Annotated in this window: 21 protein-coding genes; 19 read left to right on the top strand and 2 right to left on the bottom strand. The window is 26.5% G+C overall.

Features of this window, described 5'->3' with window-relative positions; translation table 11 throughout:
• The first annotated feature begins 155 nt into the window (after positions 1-155).
• The 6 genes from ACN6I1_RS06295 to ACN6I1_RS06320 all read left to right on the top strand — a co-directional run bounded on the left by ACN6I1_RS06295 (position 156) and on the right by ACN6I1_RS06320 (position 5300).
• Entirely contained in the window at positions 156-743 is a 588-nt protein-coding gene (locus ACN6I1_RS06295) for an RNA polymerase sigma factor (RefSeq protein ID WP_025161955.1), read from the top strand.
• Positions 703-1566: a hypothetical protein gene (locus tag ACN6I1_RS06300; protein WP_419743144.1), complete on the top strand. Its 864-nt coding sequence runs from the start codon at positions 703-705 to the stop codon at positions 1564-1566. Before ACN6I1_RS06295 ends, ACN6I1_RS06300 begins: the two co-directional genes overlap by 41 nt.
• 11 nt (positions 1567-1577) lie before the next feature.
• Positions 1578-2459, top strand: a complete 882-nt coding sequence (locus ACN6I1_RS06305; RefSeq protein ID WP_419743145.1) for an ABC transporter ATP-binding protein — start codon at positions 1578-1580, stop codon at positions 2457-2459.
• A gap of 12 nt (positions 2460-2471) precedes the next feature.
• Complete coding sequence (locus tag ACN6I1_RS06310; RefSeq protein ID WP_419743146.1) at positions 2472-3629, top strand: hypothetical protein; 1158 nt, start codon at positions 2472-2474, stop codon at positions 3627-3629.
• A 101-nt stretch (positions 3630-3730) separates the two neighbouring features.
• Positions 3731-4264, top strand: a complete 534-nt coding sequence (locus tag ACN6I1_RS06315) for a GNAT family N-acetyltransferase (RefSeq protein WP_419743147.1) — start codon at positions 3731-3733, stop codon at positions 4262-4264.
• A 130-nt stretch (positions 4265-4394) separates the two neighbouring features.
• Positions 4395-5300 (top strand): hypothetical protein, encoded by a 906-nt coding sequence (locus tag ACN6I1_RS06320; protein WP_419743148.1) that lies wholly within the window; start codon positions 4395-4397, stop codon positions 5298-5300.
• A gap of 30 nt (positions 5301-5330) precedes the next feature.
• Here ACN6I1_RS06320 and ACN6I1_RS06325 read toward each other — a convergent pair whose 3' ends face one another.
• A complete protein-coding gene (locus tag ACN6I1_RS06325) occupies positions 5331-6017 on the bottom strand; it encodes a lysoplasmalogenase family protein (RefSeq protein ID WP_419743149.1) in 687 nt (228 codons plus the stop codon).
• Positions 6018-6228: 211 nt separating this feature from the next.
• On the opposite strand from ACN6I1_RS06325, the gene ACN6I1_RS06330 reads away from it, so the two are divergent.
• The 6 genes from ACN6I1_RS06330 (at position 6229) to ACN6I1_RS06355 (ending at position 13486) form a co-directional block, all read left to right on the top strand.
• Complete coding sequence (locus tag ACN6I1_RS06330; RefSeq protein ID WP_419743150.1) at positions 6229-6942, top strand: hypothetical protein; 714 nt, start codon at positions 6229-6231, stop codon at positions 6940-6942.
• A 126-nt stretch (positions 6943-7068) separates the two neighbouring features.
• Entirely contained in the window at positions 7069-7572 is a 504-nt protein-coding gene (locus tag ACN6I1_RS06335; RefSeq protein WP_142730089.1) for a PH domain-containing protein, read from the top strand.
• Positions 7573-7574: 2 nt separating this feature from the next.
• On the top strand, positions 7575-9068 hold the full coding sequence (locus tag ACN6I1_RS06340; RefSeq protein WP_419743151.1) for a PH domain-containing protein: 1494 nt from the start codon (positions 7575-7577) through the stop codon (positions 9066-9068).
• 318 nt (positions 9069-9386) lie between these two features.
• On the top strand, positions 9387-11486 hold the full coding sequence (nrdE, locus tag ACN6I1_RS06345; RefSeq protein ID WP_419743152.1) for a class 1b ribonucleoside-diphosphate reductase subunit alpha: 2100 nt from the start codon (positions 9387-9389) through the stop codon (positions 11484-11486).
• 11 nt (positions 11487-11497) lie between these two features.
• Positions 11498-12469 (top strand): class 1b ribonucleoside-diphosphate reductase subunit beta, encoded by a 972-nt coding sequence (gene nrdF / locus ACN6I1_RS06350; RefSeq protein ID WP_419743153.1) that lies wholly within the window; start codon positions 11498-11500, stop codon positions 12467-12469.
• A 114-nt stretch (positions 12470-12583) separates the two neighbouring features.
• Positions 12584-13486 (top strand): CPBP family intramembrane glutamic endopeptidase, encoded by a 903-nt coding sequence (locus tag ACN6I1_RS06355; RefSeq protein ID WP_419743154.1) that lies wholly within the window; start codon positions 12584-12586, stop codon positions 13484-13486.
• Between the two features lie 47 nt (positions 13487-13533).
• On the opposite strand, the gene ACN6I1_RS06360 is transcribed toward ACN6I1_RS06355, so the two are convergent.
• The gene (locus ACN6I1_RS06360; RefSeq protein WP_419743155.1) at positions 13534-14355 is read right to left on the bottom strand and encodes an AraC family transcriptional regulator; all 822 of its coding nucleotides are present in this window, start codon (positions 14353-14355) and stop codon (positions 13534-13536) included.
• Between the two features lie 217 nt (positions 14356-14572).
• Between ACN6I1_RS06360 and ebgA the strand changes: the two genes are divergently transcribed.
• From ebgA to rbsD, 7 genes are all read left to right on the top strand, one after another.
• Positions 14573-17641, top strand: coding sequence for a beta-galactosidase subunit alpha (gene ebgA, locus ACN6I1_RS06365; protein ID WP_419743156.1), 3069 nt, complete (start codon positions 14573-14575; stop codon positions 17639-17641).
• Positions 17642-17770: 129 nt separating this feature from the next.
• Positions 17771-18937 carry a galactokinase gene (locus ACN6I1_RS06370; protein WP_419743157.1) on the top strand — a complete coding sequence of 389 codons (1167 nt, stop codon included), beginning with the start codon at positions 17771-17773 and terminating at the stop codon, positions 18935-18937.
• 9 nt (positions 18938-18946) lie between these two features.
• Positions 18947-20476, top strand: coding sequence for a UDP-glucose--hexose-1-phosphate uridylyltransferase (locus tag ACN6I1_RS06375; RefSeq protein WP_419743158.1), 1530 nt, complete (start codon positions 18947-18949; stop codon positions 20474-20476).
• Positions 20466-21509, top strand: a complete 1044-nt coding sequence (locus ACN6I1_RS06380; protein ID WP_419743159.1) for an aldose epimerase family protein — start codon at positions 20466-20468, stop codon at positions 21507-21509. The genes ACN6I1_RS06375 and ACN6I1_RS06380 overlap by 11 nt, the downstream gene beginning before the upstream one ends.
• A gap of 239 nt (positions 21510-21748) precedes the next feature.
• A complete protein-coding gene (locus ACN6I1_RS06385) occupies positions 21749-22753 on the top strand; it encodes a LacI family DNA-binding transcriptional regulator (RefSeq protein ID WP_021430547.1) in 1005 nt (334 codons plus the stop codon).
• A 12-nt stretch (positions 22754-22765) separates the two neighbouring features.
• Positions 22766-23674, top strand: a complete 909-nt coding sequence (rbsK, locus tag ACN6I1_RS06390; protein WP_419743160.1) for a ribokinase — start codon at positions 22766-22768, stop codon at positions 23672-23674.
• Between the two features lie 4 nt (positions 23675-23678).
• Positions 23679-24074, top strand: coding sequence for a D-ribose pyranase (gene rbsD / locus ACN6I1_RS06395; RefSeq protein WP_419743161.1), 396 nt, complete (start codon positions 23679-23681; stop codon positions 24072-24074).
• Positions 24075-24085 lie beyond the last annotated feature (11 nt).

Below are 24085 nucleotides of genomic sequence, written 5' to 3' on the forward strand. Positions count from 1 at the left end.
AAGTGAAATTTATATTAATCGGCTTTTTTATGCTGTATAAAATTAAATATTAAATGAACATGGATTTTTATTGATATAATCATATAGGAAAAATTTTACAAAATATAAAACTTTTTATAAATTAAATTCGTTATATAAGTGGAAGGGGGATGAAAATGGCTCAATCAGATGAAAAATTAATAAAAGAAATCTTAAAAGGAAATGAAAGTGCAATGGAAGTCTTAGTAAAGAGATACTATGATATGGTACATAGTTTTGTATATAGAAATGTAAATGATTACAACATTGCTTATGATATAACCCAAGAATCATTTATAAAAATGATGAAAAACATAGATAAGTATAAGTTAAAAGACGGAAATTTTAAAAGTTGGTTATTAAAAATTGCACTTAATACAACCAAAGATTATTTTAAAAGTAAAATTTACAATCAAAGAAAGAGAAGTGATGATATTAGCAATTATGAAATAGAAGATAAGGCTAATGTAATAGATATATTATCTAAAAAAGAAGAGGCTATTAAAATAAAAGAGGCTTTAAGTAGTTTACCTAAAATTCAAAAAGAAGCTTTAATACTTAAATATTACAATGATTTAAAAATTAAAGAGATAAGTGATATAACTGGAGAAAATGAAAATACAATAAAATCTAGATTGTTTAATGGAGTTAAAAATCTAAAAAAATTACTTGGAGGTGATAATTATGAGCAAAACACCAATGATAAAAGAAAATCTAAGATATGATGATATAGAAAATGAGGATTTTGAAATTTTATTAGATGAAGAATTTTTAGATATAGAAAATTTCTTAAATAGCTATATTGTAAAAGAGGTTAATGAAGAAAACATAGATTTAATTATAGATAAATTAAGAAATTATATGCCACAAAATAAAAATGAAGAAATAATTAAAAATGAAAATATGGATTTATATAGTAAAGTTAGAACTAGTATAGGATTATTAAAAATGCAATTTAAGATATTTAATAAGTTGTACTTAATTGCATCGATAATGCTTGTTTTATGTGGAGTAATTGGAACTATAAAACTTAATTTAAATCCATACTTATGTGCTTACACTGTATCTCCTATACCAATACTTATTGGGCTAGCTGAAATATTGCGAGGAAAAGAAGAAAATATGTGGGAGTTAGAATTAAGCTATAAATATTCATTTAGAGAAATACTGTTTGCAAAGTTAGTAATAATATCTACAACGGCTATAGCTTTAACTTTAGTAACCAGTTTAATATTAACAGGAACTTATTCTGAAATTAGCTTGTTAAAAATAATAAATATATGTTTAATTCCAACTTGCTTTATATCATTAATATCCTTGATATTAGCATCTATTTATAGGGGAATGAACAGTATAGTATTATCTACAAGTATATGGATAGTTGTAAGTAATATGGTAGATAAAAACACTATTAACTACATAGTAAACGTAAAGAATTATAAGTTGTTTTTAGTCCTTATATTGCTATTTGGACTTACAATGGTTGCATCGAAATTATTTTATAAAAAAAGTATAAACTTTATAGATTATAAAAACTTGGATTTTTAGGGGGAAATTAAATGGAATTAGTATTAAAAAATATAAACAAATCATTTAAAGATAAAATAGCAGTAAATGATTTTAATGTGACTTTAAACAATGGTATATACGGTTTATTAGGACCTAATGGAGCAGGAAAAACATCTCTTATGAGAATAATAGCTGATGTTTCAAATGCAACTAGTGGAGAAGTATACTTAAATGGAAAAAGTAAATCTGAGTTAGGGGCAGATTATAGAAGTTTGCTTGGATACTTACCACAAGATGTAGGATTTTACAAAACATTTACAGCACAAAAATTTCTAGAATATGTATCTACTTTAAAAGGTTTGGAAAAAGAATATTCAAAAGTGAAAATAGATGAACTTTTAAGATTTATGAATCTAGAAAAAGATAGAAATAGGAAAATAGGTAAGTTTTCAGGGGGGATGAAGCAAAGATTAGGAATTGCCCAAGCACTTTTAAATGATCCCAAAGTTTTAATATTAGATGAACCAACTGCAGGTCTAGATCCTAATGAAAGAATAAGATTTAAAAATTTAATATCTGAGATATCAAAAGATAAAATAGTAATATTATCTACTCATATAGTTTCAGATGTAGAGTTTATATCAAATGAAATAATTATTATGAAAGATGGTAAATTAGTTGAAAAAGACACTCCAAATGAACTTTTAAAGAGTATTAAAGGGAAAGTACATAGCTTAAGAATAAAGGAAAATATGCTACATAAAATTCAAAATGAATTTAAAGTTTCTAATATAGTAAGGGAGAAAGACCATATTCTAGTTAGAGTTGTAGGCCATGAAAATATACATATAAAAGATGTTGATATAATAGATGAAAATCCTAGTTTGGAAGATTTATTTTTATATTATTTTGATGAAAAGATTAGCTTTTAGGGGGGAATAGTTATGAAGGATTTAATAAAATTTGAATTATATAAGATATTTTCTAAAAAATCAGTTTTAGCATTGATAGTAATATGCATAATATCATCTGTATTACCATCTATAAGTGATTACTTAGACATGAAGGAAAAAGGATTAAAAAGTTATGAAAATATAAAAAAAGTAGGACAAGAATATGAAGGACAAGCTATAACTGAGGAAAAAATGAAATATTTAGAAAAAAATGGTTTACAGATAATGGAAAAAGATAGTAGTGGAGAATATATTACAGATAAAGAGCGAGTATCAGCGTATGGTATATATGATTTTTTTATGGCTGCAAACCCTGAATATATGATAAACGGAAGATTTTATAAATTTGATGATATAAAAAAAGAGATTGCTAAATTAGAAAAAGATGGAGATAAAAATAGTTATGAATATAAAGAATTTAAATATATACATGATTTAATTGAAAAAAAACCAATACCTAAATTTTACTTTAAGTTTGGGTGGAGAAATGCAACAGAATTTAATATAAATCCACTGTGGATGGCTATTTTGATAATTGTATCCATATGTACTATATTTAGTAATGAATATCAAAGTAACACTGCATCAATAATATTTAGTTCAAAAAATGGACAAGGAAGATTAACGCTAGCAAAAGTTATATCGGGTTTATTATTCTCTACAATAATATTTCTGGTTATAAATGGGATACAAGTTGCTATCATGGCTATGCATGGCTTTGATGGATGGAATTTACCATTAGGATTTTTACCTAGTTATGCAAGGACCCCATATATTATGAATATAGGAACATTTTATATGATGGGGTTATTGGTTAGCTATATAGGAGTTGTATTATTTACATTATTGGTTATGTTAGTATCATTAATTAGCAAAAATGATATGATATCCTTTGCAATCAATGTAGTTATATTATTAGGACCTGGATTTTTAGCTAAAATTATGCCTACATATATGTTGACTAAGATTTTTATGGAATTAAACATAGAAAACTTAATAGGACCAATAAGTATGTTTGGAAATATAAGTACATACAACATATTAGGAAATCCTACTCTATATTTAAATGTAATAGTTTCAATTGCGATTGTAAGTATACCTATAGTATTATATCTAATACATAAACTAGGTAAAAGACAAGTTGTGTAAACTTTAATTATAATTAATAATTCCAATTTAAAATATTACATAAGGTAATTATATTTGATATACTTTATGTAATATTTTTTTACGCTTAAGGAGGAAATACAATGGGCATAAATATTAGAAAAGAAAATATAGAAGATAGAGAAGAGATATATAATATAATAAAGGAATCATTTAAAAGTGCAGAACACTCTGATGGAAGTGAACAAGATTTGGTAAATAGACTTAGAAACTCAGATAGTTATATACACGACTTATCACTTGTAGCAACTTGTGATAAAACTATAGTTGGTCATATTATGTTTACTAAAATATCAATAGAAAACAAGGACTTAAATACAGAATCACTTACATTAGCTCCACTTTCGGTATTACCTAAATATCAAAGACAAGGAATAGGTAGTAAGTTAATAAGTGAAGGTTTAAAGATTGCTAAAAACTTAGGATATAAGTCGGTTGTAGTTCTTGGAAGTGAAAAGTACTATCCGAGATTTGGATTTAAAGAAGCTAAAGAATTTGGAGTAAATCCACCATTTGATGTACCAAGCGAAAACTTTATGGTTATAGAGCTTGAACCAAGTTCATTAAAAAATGTAAATGGAGTAGTTAAGTATGCAAAAGAGTTTTTTGAAGCTTAGCAATTAAATAATTTGTAACCAAAATTCTATCTTACAAAAGTGTAACTTAAATGTAATTTATATAGATACTAAAAACTTTATAATTAGTATATTATTATTACATAAAGATAAAGAAAGGTTGCAGATAGTCATGAAAATATTAAAATTTCAAGAATTTAAATATTTTTACAAGCAAAAAGAGAATTTAAGACTAGTATATATAACTATGGCTATACTTTTAGCAGCCATAGCATGTACAAGTACTATACTTTTAGTTGTTAGTAATAAAATAGAAACAAAGAAATCAGATTATCCATTTATATTAAACTATATGTCTTCAAGCTACAATTATATGAATGATGAGCAATTATCATCTATTGAAGATATATTAAATGAATCAGGCTATAAATATCAAAAAACAGATTATAAGTTATTAAATATAAATAACGAAGGTAAGTATGCAATAAAGAACTCAGAATTTAATAAATTAGCAAAACAACTTAATTTAGATACGGTTAACTTAGGAGTAAATGAAACTTTAATTGTACCAAGGTTTGATAATGAAAAATATAAAAATAAAATAAGTAAATTTAAAGATTTTGATATAGGTCTTTATAATTTAAATGTAAAAGGGATTGCTACAGGAAAAATACTTCCAAAAGGTGTTGGAATATGGGTTGTAGTAGTAAATGATAAAATATATTCACAATTAGAAAAAGACTTTGGAAATACTACAGTTAATGTAACTGGATATGATTATAATAACTGGGAAAAAAGTTCTAAAGTAGATGAAACAATACAAAATAAACTAAAAAATGCTTCAATAAACAATTATGAAAAAAGACAAAATTATGATTCATTTTTTAGCTTACCAAAACTTTTTGAAAATAACTCAAGTATTGATAATAAAGCATTTTGCATAGACGTTTTTGTATCTATAGTATTTATGTTAATAAGTATTAGCTTTTTATATTATAATTTCTATAAAAATATGAAAGTAGAAGAAATAAAAGAAGATAAAAATATTGAAATTCCTAAATTATCATTCAATGTATAATAAAAAAAGGTTTAAGTATTAATTTAATACTTAAACCTTTTTTACATAGAATACACTTAGTGCAATTAGAGCTTGAGCACTATAGTAAACTAATAAATTTAAAACTCCAAGAATTTTAGGTGGATTTTTATAAAAATAATCAAAAGCTAATATTAAATCAGATAGTACAAATAACAATGCACCTATTGTAACTATTAAAATATCAAAGCTAAAGCTATTTGATAAATACAAATTTAATGATTGAGCAAACATAAAACTAATAACTATAGCGTAAAAAGCCACATAATTAAACATTCCTTTAAAATCTAATCCTTTTATGGACTTTAAAAATAATAGAGAAATAGATGATAAAATTATTGTGAAAATTATAGTGTATATGCTAAAATCACTAATTGATATAAAACCTACAGAAAAAAATATATGTGCCAAGCTAAAACTTAAAAGACCATATATAAAGTTTTTACTCATAGTAGATTCACTTTCTTTTGCATATATAAGAAAGACATCTCCAAATAATGAAAATATAAGACCTAATAATATAAATATGAAATATGCAAAGTTAGTATTGTTTTCAATGTATCCACTTATAGCAATAAATACAAATAATATACTAGTTATTGTTTTAGATATTCCACGGTAATTTTTATAAGGTTTATATGTAAAATATAATAAGAATGTTAAAGCAATAAACATAAAAAGTAACAATAAGTAAGTCATAAAATCCCTCCCTGGTTAAATTTACCTTTATATAAAACTATAGTATCATACTATGCATTAAACATTAAATAAAAAACAATATAATTAAAATATATAATTTATAATATAAAAATTATATATGTGGTTAAATATGCTTCTTGAAAATAACTTGTTTTTAATGTAATGTATTACTATGTGAAATTTTAACAATAAAATTTAAGGAGATTTAAAAGTGACTTATATAAATGCAAAAAGTAAATATTTAATAAATGTAAAAAATATCAAGGTAAAGCATAAATTTGATACATTAGTAACAAAATCGGTTAATATAACAGAAGATCAAATTGAAGAATGTAAAAAATATGCTGAAAAATATATAGAAGAATCTAATGATTATAAAGTATTAGTACCAGCATCTGTTAAAGATGAAAAAATACAAAAAGAAATTGCAAAACAAATGGTATTTGCAGATAAGATAGGAGAATGTGCAGTTTTAAATTATTTTAAATATAGGGGTCTTAAGCCAGATATCTTAAAAAGTAATAAAATAGGTATAAAAACTTATATAGATAAAGATATTCATAATAGACTTATAATAGATAAAAAAGAAATCGAATCAAAAAATAAAAACCAATATTATATTGGAGCACATCTAAATCTAGAAGTTGAAGATAAAAAACATCCAATTAAAAAATATTTAGTTAAAAATATTTATGATATAAAAAGAGTTCAATTATATGGATATTTAGAAACTAAATTTATAGAGAGTTTAAGGTATGAAGTTGTAAATAAAAAGGATGGGAAGAAAGAATATAAGTTCTATACTAAAAAAGCTTCTAATTATGAAAAGAAAGATAAGTATGCTAATTTTGGGTTTGATTGTAAATGGTATTACTTAGATAGAGTTATGGATATAGAAGGATTAGTAATGAAAATAAAGAAATAGTTTATAAATTTTGACTATAAAAGATTAACTTTAATTAATAAAAGTTAATCTTTTTTTGTAAGTTGAATTATTATTTGATATATGATATTTTAGGAAAAGATTAACAAATTTTCATGGGGGTTAGATATGGATAAAAAACTTAGTAATAAAGCTATTAAATCTTGGATTATAGGAAGAACAATTGGATTAATAATCTTTATATCTATTTACTTAGTGTTAAGATTAGTTCTACCTATACTTGAGATAAATACAGTTAACTATATTCTTGACAACTATATATTATGGATAAACATGATTATATTGATTATTGTTGTTTTAATTGCAATATCCGCATACATAGAACCATTCTTTGAATATAAGCAATGGAGTTATAGGATAAATGAAGAAGAAATATTTTTTACTGAAGGAATATTTTTAAAGAGAAGTGTCACAATTCCAATTGTACGAATTCAAAATATAAACTTATCAGAAGGACCTATAAATAGAAAATTTAATTTAGCTGATGTTAAGATTGGAACTGCAGGTGGAAGCTATAAAATTCCTAATCTTGATAAAGAAGAAGTCGAGAAAATTAGAGAGTTTTTAAAGATTAAAATCAATGAAAATGTTAGAGAGGAGCTTGATGCATAATTATGAATGAAGAACTTAATGACAATAAAACTAATTATGAAAATAAAAGCTTCACAAATGGAAACATAAAAATAAGAAATAATTGGAAGAGTTTAATTTATAAGCTTATAAAAGGGACGATTAGCAATTTTGGACTAGGTGTACTTTTTATAGTATTTCTAAAACAATGGTTTTGGATAGCTGTAGTGTTGTTTGTAGTTTTAGACATTATATTTTCAATAATAGGATGGAAGTATGAGTATATAAGTATAAAAGATAATGAAATACATTATTATAAGGGAATATTTTCAAAGGAAACATTAATAATACCAAAGAAAAGTTTTAAGTCTATGGATATATCACAGAATTTGATAGAAAGATTATTAGCGTATAAAATTGTGAAAATAGAAAGTCCTTCAAAAGATTTTGGTATAGACGATATAAAAATGAGTTTGAATAATAAACAAATTGATATACTAAAATCTTTTTCTCTTAATGATTTGAATAAGGAATGTTTAGGTGATGTAAATGAAGAGTATGTAGTTAATAATATAAAAGACAATGAAGAGTCTAAAGAAATAAAAGAAAAAAAGATAGAAACTAAAAAGTTAGTTATATATGGATTTACAAGTTTTAACTTATTTGTTGCATTGATTTTTATTTTTAATATCTTAGGAAAGCTAGATGATTTTATAAGTTCAGACTACTTATCAAATATTATAGATGGGGCTTTTAAAAATAATTCGAGAGGTATGTCTATTTTATTGATTGTTGCGGGACTTTTAATTTTCTTAATCATACTAAAACTTATTGCAACTGTATATTATGTTGTTAAGTACTATAACTTTACTTTATTAAAAGAGAACAACAACATAAAAATAACTTATGGTTTATTTAGTACAAAAGAGTTTTCATTTAAAGATAATAATATAAAACTTATCAAAATTAAATCAAATCCAATAAGACAATTTTTAAATATATATGAATTAAATTTAATTATTAAAGGTTATACAGGAGAAGGAAATGAGAAAATTATAATGTATCCAATAGGATCTTTAAATGAAATTAATGATATTATAAAAGAATTTATTCCAGAATGGAGCTTTAAAGGAACTGGATATGGGATAGAAAAGGGTAAATTCTCTATTTTAATAAAGCCAGCTTTATTAATTTTTATTACTTCTGTAGTATGTTATTTAATATTAAAAACACAGTGGGTTTGGCTCATTAATTTAACTATTATATTAACTTTGATAAACTCTGCACTGAAAATAAGAAATTTAAACATTAGTGTGGATAATAAAAAAGTGAGAGCTGTAAATGGGGGATTATTTAGAACTATACATATATTAAGAGGAAGAGATATACAAGCTGTTGAATTTAAAACGAATCCTATTCAATCTAAAAACAATGTAGGTAAGATTACTATTGATTATTACAGTGAATCATCAGAAGAAATCAAATTAATGTATATGAATAAAAACTATGTTGAGAAACTAATTGAAGCTTCTAAATGATAATAAAAAAAGGTTGTGAGAAAATCTCACAACCTTTTTTATGGGCTAGCGTATACTTATGTCTGAGCATAAGTTCCCACTGATATTTATTATAATATAAACTATTATTAATGTAAAGATAAAATTTTATTTTAAAAAAATTTTAAAACTGAAAACCTTGGAAAATCTATAGGATATTAATATAAAAAAATTAAAGTAAATAATATCAGATTAAGATAAATAAAAATGGTGTATATACAATATGTAGTACAATGAAAATAGTTTTATTACTATATATTGTATTTAAAATATTTATCTATTTTGCAAAGGTGGGAAAAAATGAAGTATATTAAACTCAACAATGAAGTAATAATCAAAGATAAAAATGGAAAATATCAACTAGAAAAAGATATAGAGGCATTAAATAGTTATTTAGATGAACACATTTATCCAAGAATGAAAAAGTTTAATACATTTGAAGAGCGATTAACTTTTTTATTAGAAAATAGCTATTATTCAAAAGACATAATAGATAAATACTCTATAAAATTTATAAAAGAGACTTATAAGGCGATAGAAAATGAAAATTTCTCGTTTAAATCATATATGAGTGCGAATAAATTTTATCAAAATTATGCACTTAAAAGTAATGATGGAAAAGAAATATTAGAAAACTACAATGATAAAGTTTTAATAGTTGCATTAGCATTAGGAGATGGAAATGAAGACTTAGCTTTAAATTTAGCTATAAAGCTTATAAGACAAGAATTCCAACCAGCTACACCAACATTTTTAAATGCAGGTAGACAAAGAGCTGGAGAAATGGTTTCTTGTTTTTTAATATCAGTAGAAGATAGTACAGAAGGAATATCTTATGCAGTATCTTCATCTAATCACTTATCAAAAATAGGTGGTGGAGTTGCACTAAATTTATCTAGACTTAGAGCTAGCAAGGAACCTATAAAAGATATAGATGGAGCTGCTGGAGGTGTGGTTGGAGTTGCAAAAATGTTAGAACAATCTTTTACATACTTTAATCAAATGGGGGCAAGGCAAGGAGCAGGAGCAGCTTATTTAACAGTTTTTCACCCAGATTTTGAGATGCTAATGGATACTAAAAAAATAAATGCTGATGAAAAAATAAGATTAGCATCATTATCTTTAGGTGCAATTATATCTGATAAATTTATGGAGTTAGCGGAAAAAAATGAAATTGCATATGCTTTTTATCCCCATTCTGTTTACAAAAAATATGGAGTACACTTAGATGAAATATACATGGATGAATGGTATGAAAAGCTGGTTGAAGATAATGACATAATAAAAAAAGAAATAAATCCAAGACAAATGCTAACTAAAATAGCACAGATGCAACAAGAAAGTGGATATCCATATGTAGTATTTATAGATACTGCAAATAAAGAACATGTACTAAAAGATGTAGGCATGATAAAAATGTCAAATTTATGTTGCGAAATATTCCAATATCAGACACCTTCAGATATAAAAGGATATGGAGGTAATAATGTATGGGGTCAAGATATAAGCTGCAATTTAGGGTCTTTAAATATAGCAAATGTCATGGATAATAAAGAGATTGAATCAACAGTGAATACAGCTATAAGAGCGTTATCTTTTGTATCAGACAATACAAGTATAAGTGAAGTCCCAACTATAAAAAATGGAAATAAAGCATCACATGCAATAGGACTTGGGGCGATGAATTTACATGGGTATTTAGTTAGAGAAAATATACTATATACTTCTAAAGAAGCTATAGATTTTTCAAATGTATTTTTTGCTATGATACGATATTATGCTATAAAAGCTTCTATGGAATTTTCTATAGAAAAGAAGACTACATTTGATGGATTTGAAAATTCGGAGTATGCTAAAGGTATTAAAAGTAAAGTTCTTTCAAAGTACTATACAGAATCTTATTTACCTAAAACAGACAAAGTAAAGTCATTATTTGAAGGTATATATATACCAACGACTAAAGACTGGGCTAATCTTTTAGATAAAGTAAAGGAAAATGGAATATATAATGCATATTTAACAGCGATAGCTCCAACACAAAGTATAAGTTATGTACAAAATGCAACTTCAAGTATAATGCCAATTATGGAGCCTGTTGAAGTTAGAACCTATGGAGATTCTACAACTATTTATCCTATGCCATTTTTAACTAATGAAAATATGCTTTATTATCAATCAGCATATAGAATGGATATGAAACATGTAATAGATATTGTATCTACAGTTCAACAGCATGTTGATCAAGGAATATCTACTACACTATTTGTAACAGATGATAAAACAACTAGAGATATAGCTAGATATTATATATATGCATATAAAAAAGGATTGAAAAGTTTATATTACACAAGAACAAAGATGACAAGAGACACAAATGAGTGTTTAATGTGTTCAGTATAGGGGGATTTTATATGACATTTAAGGCAAATGCAATACACAAAGCTGTAAATTGGAATGTTGAAGATGATGGTTTTACACAAGCATTTTGGGATCAAAACGTAAAACAGTTTTGGTTACCAGAAGAAATATCTGTTTCTAAAGATTTAAAAACTTGGGCAGATTTAAGTGAAAGTGAAAAAGAATTATACAAGAAAGTTTTAGCTGGACTTACGTTATTAGATACAAAACAAGGAAATAATGGAGTTCCATCTATGATGAGCTTAACTGATAACCTTCAAAGAAAAGCTGTTTTATCTTTTATGGGAACAATGGAAGAAATTCATGCCAAAAGTTACTCATCTATATTTATGACACTTTTAACCACTCCTCAAATAGAGGAATTGTTTAATTGGATAGAAACAGAACCAACATTACAAAAAAAAGCTGAATTAATATTAGATCAATACGAAAACACTAATGATCAAAGAAGTCTATATTTATCTATGGTAACGAGTGTATTTTTAGAAAGCTTCTTATTCTATTCAGGATTCTTTTACCCGTTATACTTAGCTGGTCAAGGTAAGATGGTTGCAAGTGGAGAAATAATCTCCTTAATACTTAGAGATGAATCTTTACATGGTAAATACATAGGGCTTTTAGCTCAAGAAATATATGATAGTTTTAACGATGAAGATAAACTAGAGTTAAAGAACAATGTGTACACAATATTTAAAAATTTAATGGATAATGAAATAGAGTATACAAAAAAGATTTATAACGAAAGTGGCCTTGTTGAAGAAGTTATAGTCTTCTTACAGTATAATGCTAATAGAGCATTAGAAAATTTAGGGTTTGATAAGTATTATGAGGTAGAAAAAATAAATCCTATAGTTTTAAATGGATTAAGCACTGAAACTAAATCACATGATTTCTTTTCAACTAAAGGTAATGGATATCAAAAAGGAATTTATGAAGAACTAGAGGATGAGGATTTTATTATATAGCAAATAAAAAGATAGGTCTAATAAGATCTATCTTTTTACTTTATATTGCGGAACAATTTTCTATCTGTTATAGTATATATATAACAAATAGAACTTATAAAGGAGGTTGAATTTATGAAAAAAGTAAAGACTTTTTTAGCTATAACATTTATATTAACTTGGGTTATAGCGTTTGGACTTATGATACAAGATGGATATAAAAATCCATATGCTATTGTAATTATAATGGGATGCATGTTTATGCCAGCTATAGGAGTTATATTAACAACGATAATAACAAAAGGTAGTATTAAAGATGTGTGGATTAAACCAAATTTAAAGGGAAATATAAAATATTACTTAATTGCATGGCTTTTACCATTTTTACTTATAATTTTGGGAATTGTAGTATATTACTTAGTATTCCCTGGAAACTTTGATGGAAGTATGAGTACAATGATAAATGCAACAAAAGAACAATTATCTTCAGCAGGGCAGTCAATACCAAGTGACAATCAATTAAGAGCAATGCTATTGACTCAAATTGCTACATCTATTTTTGTAGCACCTATAATAAACTTTATACCATGTTTAGGAGAAGAGCTTGGGTGGAGGGGATATTTACTTCCAAACTTATTAGAAAAATTCACACCACTAAAAGCAACTATCATAAGTGGAGTAATATGGGGAATATGGCATGCTCCTATGATTGCTATGGGACATAACTATGGGCTTGGATATCCTACTGCACCTTGGGGTGGAATATTTGCAATGACAATATTTTGCATATTTGCAGGTTCAATTCTTTCTTATGTAACATTAAAAACTAAAAGCTGTATACCAGCAGTTATATCACATGCTATGATAAATGGATTTGCAGGAACTGGAGTGTTGTTTATGAAAGGGAATATATCTAATCCATTTATAGGTCCTATGCCAATGGGAATTTTAGGAGGAATAGGAATTATATTAGGTGGTTTAGTATGTTATAAAATAATATCAAAAATGAATTCTAAAGATAAATTATATAATTATTAGATAAAGTGTTTTGAAAGTAGTATATCAAATGTTTGATATACTACTTTTTATTTTACAAATAAATATCTATATTCAAGCGGTGTTAAACTAAGATTTCTTTTAAAAGTCTTTGAAAAGTGTGACTGAGAAGAAAAACCAACTAAGTTGCTAATTTCATACACGGAGTAGCTACTTTTTCTTAGTAAATCGCATGCCTTTTTTAATTTATACTCAATTAGATATTGTTGAGGGGTAGTCATCATATGCAATTTAAATATTTTATAAAAGTGGCTTCTATCAATATTTAAAAAATCAGATATATCTGAAACAGAAATATTTTTATTAAAATTATTATCAATAAACTCCAGTGATTTAGATATATAACACTGAGATATGGATTTTTTTTGTAAAGACAAATTTGAATGTTCACTCATAAGTAATGATAGTATTTGGTATAAGTATCCTAGTGCATTAAACAAACTATTTGAATTGCAATTTAAATACACATTTTCAAATAATTTATCGACACTATTATCTTTATTATATTTAAAAATATAATTTTCATCTGAAAAACCACATAAACTAAAAAGCTCCTTTGCTTTAGAACCATTTACACCAATCCAACGATAAACCCAAGGATTTTCATTAGTAGGATAGTAATTGTTATCTGTGTTAGGTGGTATAAAAAAACCATCCCCAGCCTTTAAATGATGTACTTGATCTTTTATAAAAAATAAACCTTCACCTTCAATTATATAATGTATTAAATAGTAATCTATATGTTCGTACTGATAAGGATCTCTAGGCTCACAATATTCAAATCCACATTCAAATATATATAATTCTGAGCTTGGTTTTAAATCTGTTGAAAAAATTCCTATTTTGTTCATAAACAGTCCTTTCCTAAAAATGTTTTCCTAATATGAATTTAAATTAAAATTAGAAGAGTGTCAATTCAAAATGCAACAATAATACAAATTATAGCAACATTAGAACATTGAGACAAAATTCAAAAGTGTGTATTATAAAATTAAATAGGAAAATGATTTCTTAAAGAGAAAACTAGGGGGATAACTAAATGAGTGAAAAAAGAGAGGTAAAGGGTACATGAAACTTTGGGAAAATATAAATATAGATGGCATAAATAGGCTAAATTCAAGAGCACATTTTTTAAGCTTTTCATCTGAAAAATTAGCGCTAATAGGAGAAAAAAAGTATACTCATAACTACAAATGCTTAAACGGAAGTTGGAAATTTTTATTTTTAGATGCTCCTGAGTATTCTCCAGAAGGATTTTATAAAGAAGAATTTAATACAGATAACTGGAATGATATAATAGTTCCTGGAAATTGGCAATTACAAGGATATGGTAAAATGCATTATTCTGATTTATGGTATAACTTCCCTATAAATCCTCCATATGTTCCTACAGAAAATCCAACTGGGATATACAAGAGAAATTTCTTTATAGATGAATCTTGGATAAGTGAAAAAGTAATATTAAAGTTTAATGGAGTTGACTCGGCATATAATGTATGGATAAATGGACAAGAGGTAGGATATAGTAAAGGGGCTAGAATTCAATCAGAATTTGATATAACAGAGTATATAAGATGTGGAAATAATGAATGTTGTGTAAGAGTATACCAATGGAGTGATGGAACTTACTTAGAGGATCAAGATATGTGGTGGCTAAGTGGAATTTTTAGGGATGTAGAACTATACACTGAACCTTTGTTAGGTGTAGAAGATATAACTGTAGTTACAGATTTAGATGAAGATTATAATGATGGGACTTTAAATATTGATTTGAAATTTAGAAAATATGAAAACCAAAAGATTAAATTTGAGTTATTAGATATAAATAAGAAAGTTGTTTTTGAAGAATTAGTAGATATTGATTCAAACTTTAAGTTTTCAAAAAATGTAAAAAGCCCTTTAAAATGGAGTGCAGAAGAACCTAACCTATATACATTGTTAATTAGTGTGTATAAAGACGAAGATATTGTTCAAGTTATACCTCAGAAGGTTGGATTTAGAAAAATTGAAATAAAAGGCGAGACATTTACAGTAAATGGAGTTGCTATAAAGTTTAAAGGTGTAAACAGACATGATTATAATCCTAAAAATGGAAGAGTAGTTGCTAAAGAAGAAATAGAAAAAGATATAATCTTGATGAAGCAACATAATATAAATGCAGTTAGAACAGCTCATTATCCTAATTCACATTATTTATATGACTTATGTGATGAATACGGATTATATGTAATAGATGAAACGGATTTAGAATGTCATGGTTTTGAGCTAACAGGAGACTATGCATGGATAAGTGATGATTCTAATTGGGAGTTAGCTCATGTAAGTAGATTAGAACGCATGATGAATAGAGATAAAAATCATCCATCTATATTAATGTGGTCTTTAGGAAATGAATCTTCATTTGGGTGTAACTTTAAAGCTATGGCTAAAAAATGCAAGGACTTAGATCCAACAAGAATTTTACATTATGAAGGAGATTTTAATGTAAAAGAAGAAGATGGACCTGTATCAGAAGTGTATAGTACAATGTACACTTGGTTAGAAAGAGATAGTAACTTCACAATGGACACTATAATAAACGATATAAAGAAACCTCATATATTATGTGAATATTGCCATGCTATGGGAAATGGGCCAGGAAATTTAAAAGATTACCAAGATTTGTTTTACAAATATGATAAGTTACAAGGTGGATTTATATGGGAGTGGTTCGACCATGGAATACATACAGTAAGTGAAAACGGAGAGGTTTACTATAGATATGGTGGAGATTTTGGAGATGATCCAAGTAATATTAACTTCTGTATAGATGGACTTATAATGCCAGATAGAACAGTTTCACCAGGACTTTTAGAATATAAGAAAGTTATAGAGCCTGCACAGACACTTCCTGTTGATTTAGAAAAAGGATTAATAAAAGTTATAAATAGATATGATTTTAAGAATTTAAATTCATTAGATCTTATTTACAACATAAAGGAAGATGATAAAGTAATCCAAAGTGGAAGAGTATCTATGCCATCTATAGAAGGAAGAAATGATTGTGAAATAAAACTTCCTTATAATTTAGATTTCAAAAAAGTTGATGGAGCCAGTTACTATTTAAATATATCGTATGTATTGAATAAAGATTGTACTTGGGCAAAGTCAGGATATGAGTTAGCTACAGCACAATTTGAACTACCAATAAAAACTGAGAAAGTTAAAATTGATCCAAAAGGCAATCTTGAAGTTATTAAAGAACATTGCAAATTAATAGTTAAAGGAGAAAGTTTCCAAGTAGATTTTGACTTAGTAAAAGGTAATATACTAAATATAACCAAAGATGGATATAAAATACTGGAAGATGGACCTAAATTAAATTTCTGGAGAGCTCCGATAGACAATGATATGTATATTGTAGAAGACTACAAGAAAAAATATTTCATGCACCTAATGCATGAAGTTGTTAGAAATATTGAGTATAGTTTAGATAATAATGTACTTACATTTAAAGTTGAAACTATTAATGGTACTACAAATTCTGCTTGGCACTATAAGTCAAATTATGAATACAAGGTATTTGGAAGTGGAGATATTTTAATTAATGTAAGTGGGGTACCATCTGGAAAAATTGAAATGGCTCCAGATATGTTACCTAGAATAGGTCTTCAGATGAAACTAAATAAGGACTTAGAAAATGTTAAGTATAAAGGGAGAGGACCTGGGGAGTCATATTCAGATACTAAAGAAGCTAATTTATTTGGTATATATGAAAATACAGTTGAAGGGTTATTCACAAATTATGTAAAACCACAAGAAAATGGAAATAGAAGTGACTGTTCTTGGGTTAGTTTAAAAAATGATAGAGGTATGAGTTTGATGGCTATAGCAAAAGATAAGTTTGATTTCAGTGCTTCTTATTATGAAGATACAGATTTAGAGTATGCTAAACATACTGTAGATTTACAAAAAAGAGATTATATAGTATTTAATATAGATTATAAACAAAATGCTGTGGGAACTAACTCATGTGGACAATGGCAGTTAGATAAATATAGATGTAAATTTGAAGAGTTTAATTTAGATTTTAGACTAACTATATTTAATAATAAAGAGATTAGTGAGGTTAATTTAGGAAGAGAAGTTATAATATAAGGTTAATATAAAATATAGTTAATCACTAAGTCTATAGAATATATATAATAAGAACTTAGTGAGTTAACTATATTTTTTTACCATTAACTACAAGTTAATAGATACTACATTTAAATAGGGGGATTTAAAATGAAGGAAAAAGTAACAGCTTTATTTAAAGACATTTTTGGAGAAAGAGAAAACATAAGAGTGTTTTTTTCCCCAGGAAGAGTAAACTTAATAGGAGAACATACCGATTATAATGGAGGTAATGTTTTTCCTTGTGCATTGAGCTTTGGAACTTATGGAGCAATATCTATAAGGAATGATAAAGTTATAAATATGTATTCTAAGAACTTCGATAAATTAGGTATAATAAGTTTTAATATAGATGAATTAAAAAATGAAGACAAAGATGACTGGGCAAATTACCCTAAAGGGGTTTTATATACATTAAAAAAACATGGGTATGAAATAGAGTGTGGATTTGATATGGTAGTATACGGAAATATTCCAAATGGAGCAGGATTATCATCGTCAGCATCTATAGAGTTATTGATGGGGGTTATGGTTAATGATGTACTAGATTTAGGAATAGATAGAATTGACTTAGTTAAATTTTGTCAGGAAGCTGAAAATAAGTTTATAGGAGTAAACTGTGGAATCATGGATCAGTTTGCTATAGGTATGGGAAAATCAGATAGTGCAATTTTACTAGATTGTAATAGTTTAGATTATAAATATTCAAAGTTAGAATTAAATGATAATGTAATAGTAATAGGAAATACAAATAAAAGAAGAGGGCTTGCGGATTCAAAATATAATGAAAGAAGAAATGGATGTGAAAAAGCTTTAAAAGAATTAAAAACAAAGCTCAATATAAATCATTTAGGAGATCTTAGCGAAGAAGAATTTGAAGAGAATAAACACCTAATAAGTAACCCTATAAACAAAAAGAGAGCAAAGCATGCAGTTTATGAAAATCAAAGGACATTAAAGGCTGTAGAAGCACTAAAAAACGATGATATACATACATTTGGAAAGCTTATGGTAGAATCACATGATTCACTTAAAAATGATTATGAAGTAACGGGAAAGGAATTAGACACTTTGGTTGAACTTGCATTAGAACATAAAGCAACTATAGGCTCAAGAATGACAGGGGCAGGTTTTGGAGGATGCACTGTATCTATTGTAAAAAAAGAATTGAAGGATTGTTTTATAAGCGAAGTTTCAAGACGTTACAAAGAAATAATAGGATATGAAGCTGATTTTTATGAAGCTGAAATAGGAAATGGAACTAAAGAACTGTTATAGGGGGGCATTATGAGTATATATATGGAATTTGAAAGGCTTATAAAATATGGATTAAAACACAATCTTTTTAAATATGAAGATATTTGCTATATAAGAAATTCTCTTATTGAATTATTTGAATTAGATGAATATATTTTAGAAAATGATGTAAGTTATACTTCTAATCTAGAAGATATAATTAATAATTTATTAAATTATGCTTATGACATGGGTATATTAGAATCTAATATATCAGTATATAGAGATTTATTAGATACAAAAATAATGAGTTTACTTATACCAAGACCATCTGAAGTTATACGAGAATTTAATATTAGGTATAAGGAAGATAGGGTAAGTGCTACAAATTATTTATACAATTTAAGCAAAGCGTGTGATTATGTTAGAACTAATAGGATTAAAGAAAATATAACTTGGAAAACAAACACTGAGTATGGAGATATAGATATAACTATAAATTTGTCTAAGCCCGAAAAAGATCCTAAAGCAATAGCTAAAGCTAAGTTTTTGAAAGAATCATCTTATCCAATGTGTCTGTTATGCAAAGAAAATGTAGGTTATAAAGGTAGATTAAATCATCCTGCAAGACAAAATTTAAGGACCGTACCTATAAATTTATGTAATAAAAAATATCACTTACAGTATTCTCCTTATTCATATTATAATGAACACTGTATAATTTTTTCAGATAAACATGAAGCTATGCAAATAAATAAGAGTACCTTTGATAAAAACTTAGATTTTGTAGACCAATTTCCTCATTATTTTATAGGATCTAATGCAGACTTGCCTATTGTAGGAGGCTCGATATTAAGTCATGATCATTATCAAGGAGGGCGATACAACTTTGCTATGGAAAATGCTAAAGTTATTAGTGAGTTTTGTATAGATGGATATGAGGATGTTAAAGTATCGATTGTAAAGTGGCCGCTATCTGTACTTAGACTTTGCTCTGATGATAAATATAAAATAAGTGAACTGGCAAACTACATACTAAATCATTGGAAAACTTATTCTGATGAATATGTTGATATATATTCTCATACGGGAATAACTTGTCACAATACAATAACGCCTATTATTAGAAAAAAAGATGATTCATACGAAATAGATTTAGTTTTAAGAAATAATAAAACAAGTGAGCTTCATCCAGACGGTATATTTCATCCGCATAAAGAATTACATAACATAAAGAAAGAAAACATAGGTCTTATAGAAGTTTTAGGATTAGCTGTATTACCATCTAGATTAAAAGATGAACTAAAAATAATAAAAGACTACCTATTAAATGAAAAGGATGAAAAATTTATAATTCAAAAAGTGCCTATCCATATAAATTGGATTAAGTATTTAAAATCTAAATACTCAATATTTGAAGAAAGTACTATAGATAAAATTTTAAAATATGAAGTAGGAATAGTATTCAAACGTGTATTAGAAGATTGTGGGGTATTTAAACATAATAAAACTGGAGAAGAAGCTAGAGGTAGATATATAGAGAGTTTAAAAAGATATGTGGGAGTAAAAAATGAAATATAGTAAAAAAATCGTAGGTAAAATAGGTAATGAAGACATAATAGCTCATAACATTTTATATGAAAATGGATTTGAATTTGAAATACTAAATTTAGGTGGGATAATAACTAAGATAATAACTCCAGATAAAGACAATAATTTAGAAAATATTGTAGTTGGGTATAACAGTATAGATAGTTATAAGGCAAATCCTTCTTATATGGGAGCTATAATAGGAAGAACTTCAGGAAGAATAAATGAAGGAATAATTAAAATTGAAAATAAAGAATATAAATTATTTAAAAATTACGGCGAAAACCAAGGTCATGGAGGAAAATTTGGATTTGATAAAAAAATTTATGAAGTAGAAAGTATAGAAGCGGGGAATAGTATAACTTTAAAGTTAAAAGCTTTTAGCAAAGATATGGAGGAAAACTATCCTGGAAATTTAGATGTTGAAGTCAGTTTTAAACTAAGTGAAAATTTTCATATAAAACAAATATATAAAGCATATACAGATAAAACTACTTTAGTTAATATGACAAATCACACTTATTTTAATCTAAGTGGCAACTTAAAAGAATCTATTACTAAGCAGTGTATGAAAGTAGACAGCAACTACATACTAGAATTGGATAAAAATTGTATTCCTACAGGTAAATATATAAATGTAGAGAAAACTCCTTTTGATTTTAGATATTTAAAGTGTATAGGCCAAGATATCGATGATAAAAAAGATAAGCAGATACTAGTTGGTTTCGGTTATGACCATGTATTTATGCTTAATAAAGGTTATATACACTTAGAAGATAATATGTCTAAACGAGCTATGGATATAACTACAAATCAAGACTGTGTAGTTATATATAGCATGAACTTTACTGATGAATTAACTTTATATAATAATAAAACAAAACAAAGAAGATATGGAATCTGTTTTGAAACACAGGCTCCTCCAATAGGACATAATATGTGTTTTTTAGAAAATTCAATTATTAATAAAGGAAGTATATACAATCAGGTTACAGAGTATAAATTCTATAATATTAATGATTAAACAGTGTATCATAAAGAAAAATAAAAAATAAAAAATGATTAAGTGTCTATTATAAGTGGTGAAAATGCTACAGTAATAGACGTTTTTTTTGCTTATTTAATTTGTGAAAACATTTTCAAAATGATATACAAATAAAAATATGTTGCATTAATTGGATATAGTGTGATATATTAATAAAAAAGGATAACCGGTAACCCTAAAAGCAGTACACTATACTAAAATTTTGGGAGGGGATTTATGTGGTAACAATTAAGGATATAGCAGAGTTAGCAGGGGTATCAAAAACTACAGTATCAAAAGTGTTAAACAATAAAGATGAAAAAATAAGCGATACTACACGAAAAAAAATTTTAGATATAGTAAAAGAAAAGAACTATAGACCTAATAAAATGGCTCAAAGTTTAGTAACAAAGAAAACTAAAACTATAGGAATTATTATTCCAGATATAAGAAACCCATTTTTTACAGATATAGTTAGGGGCGCAGAAGACAAGGCTGTTAAAGAAGGATATAATATTATCCTTTGCAACACAGATGAAAATGTAGAAAAAGAAATAAAAGCATTCAATACATTAGCAGATAAAATGGTAGATGGAATTATATTTGCTCCATCTTCTAAAATAGATTTAAATTCAAAAGAGTATAACTTATCTACTAAACCAATCGTTTTAGTAGATAAAAAACTAGATATTAAAAACTTAAAAGGTATCGTAAGTTTAGATAATGAAGAAGGAACTTATTTAGAAATAAATCACCTAGTAGGAAATAATCATAAAAAAATACTTTATTTAAGTGGACCTTTAAAAAATGAAATTGCGAGAGATAGATTAAAAGGTTATAAAAAAGCTTTAAAAGAAGCAAATATTGAATATGATGAAAAATTAGTATTACAAGGTGAATATTCTTTAGATTGGGGATATGAAATAATCCAAAGTTTAAAAGATATAAACTTTACTGCTATATGTGCAGCTAATGATTTAATAGCAATAGGAGCTATCAAAGCTTTAAAAGAAAGAAATATACATATACCAAAAGACATAAGCGTGGTTGGATTTGATGATATTCAAACTTCAAGTATAATTGAACCGCAACTTACAACTATAAATCAGAATTCATATGATATGGGATATGAATCAGCTAATATATTAATAAAAAATTTAGAAAAAAAAGAAGTTAATGATATAGAAAAAATGATTTTTAAGCCAGAACTTATAATAAGAAGTTCTACATCTCAAAAACTTTAGAGGAGGACGATTATGAAAAAAATATGTGTAATAGGTAGTTTAAACATGGACTTAGTAGTGAATGTTGATAACATGCCTAAAAAAGGACAAACATTAATAGGAAGCGACTTTAAGGAAGTACCAGGTGGAAAAGGTGCAAATCAAGCTGTAGCAATGGCAAGACTTGGTGGAGATGTAACTATGATTGGTAAAGTTGGGACAGATAGCTTTGGACAAACTTTAATAGATGCATTAAAAAATGATAATGTAAATACAACTTACGTACATAAAGAAGATGGTCCGACTGGAGTTGCGATGATAACTGTTGATAAAAATGCAGAAAATTCAATAGTAGTAGCACCAGGAGCAAACTTTAAAGTAAAAGAAAATGATATCGATAAGAATATTGATGCTATAAAAAATAGTGATATAGTAGTAGTTCAACTTGAAACACCACTTGAAACTATAAAATATGCACTAAAATCAGCTAAAGATTTAGGTAAATATACAATTTTAAATCCAGCACCTGCTGTTAAATTAGAAGACTCAATAATCAAGAATGTAGATTTACTTACACCTAATGAAACAGAGTTAGAGATTTTAAGTGGAGTAAGCATAAATTGTGAAGATGATATATTAAAAGCTGCTCAAACTATGATTGAAAAAGGTGTTGAAGAATTAATTGTAACATTAGGATCTAAAGGAAGTTTATATATAAATAAAGAAACATCTATGTTCAAAAAGTCATATAAAGTAGACGCGGTAGATACTACAGCCGCAGGCGATAGTTATACTGGAGCTTTATCGGTAGCTTTCTCAAAAGGAGAAAATATAGAGGTTGCTATGGATTTTGCATCAAGAGTGGGAGCTTTATGTGTTACTAAAGAAGGTGCACAAAGTTCACTACCAACTCTAGAAGAAGTTGAAAGATTTAGGGGGTAAGTATATGAAAAAAGGTAAATTATTAAATAGTGAGATTTCATCTGTGATATCTCAAATGGGACATACAGACAGTTTAACTATAGGAGATTGCGGATTACCTATCCCTAAAGATATAAAAAGAATAGACTTAGCTCTTAAATATGGAGTTCCAAGTTTTTTAGATACATTAGATACAGTACTTGAAGAATTATGTGTAGAAGAAATAATAATAGCTGAAGAAATAAAAGAAGCAGCAGAACAAATGTATAAAGAGATATTAAATAGATTTGAAAATGTAAAAGTTACAATGGTAAAACATGAAGAGTTTAAAGTTATGACAAAGGATTCTCATGCTGTAATAAGAACTGGAGAATGTACTCCATACTCAAATATAATTTTAAAATCTGGCGTTGTATTTTAGTAAAACTTTGT

The organism is Paraclostridium dentum (genome assembly GCF_048568265.1).
Taxonomy (GTDB): Bacteria; Bacillota; Clostridia; order Peptostreptococcales; family Peptostreptococcaceae; genus Paraclostridium; species Paraclostridium dentum.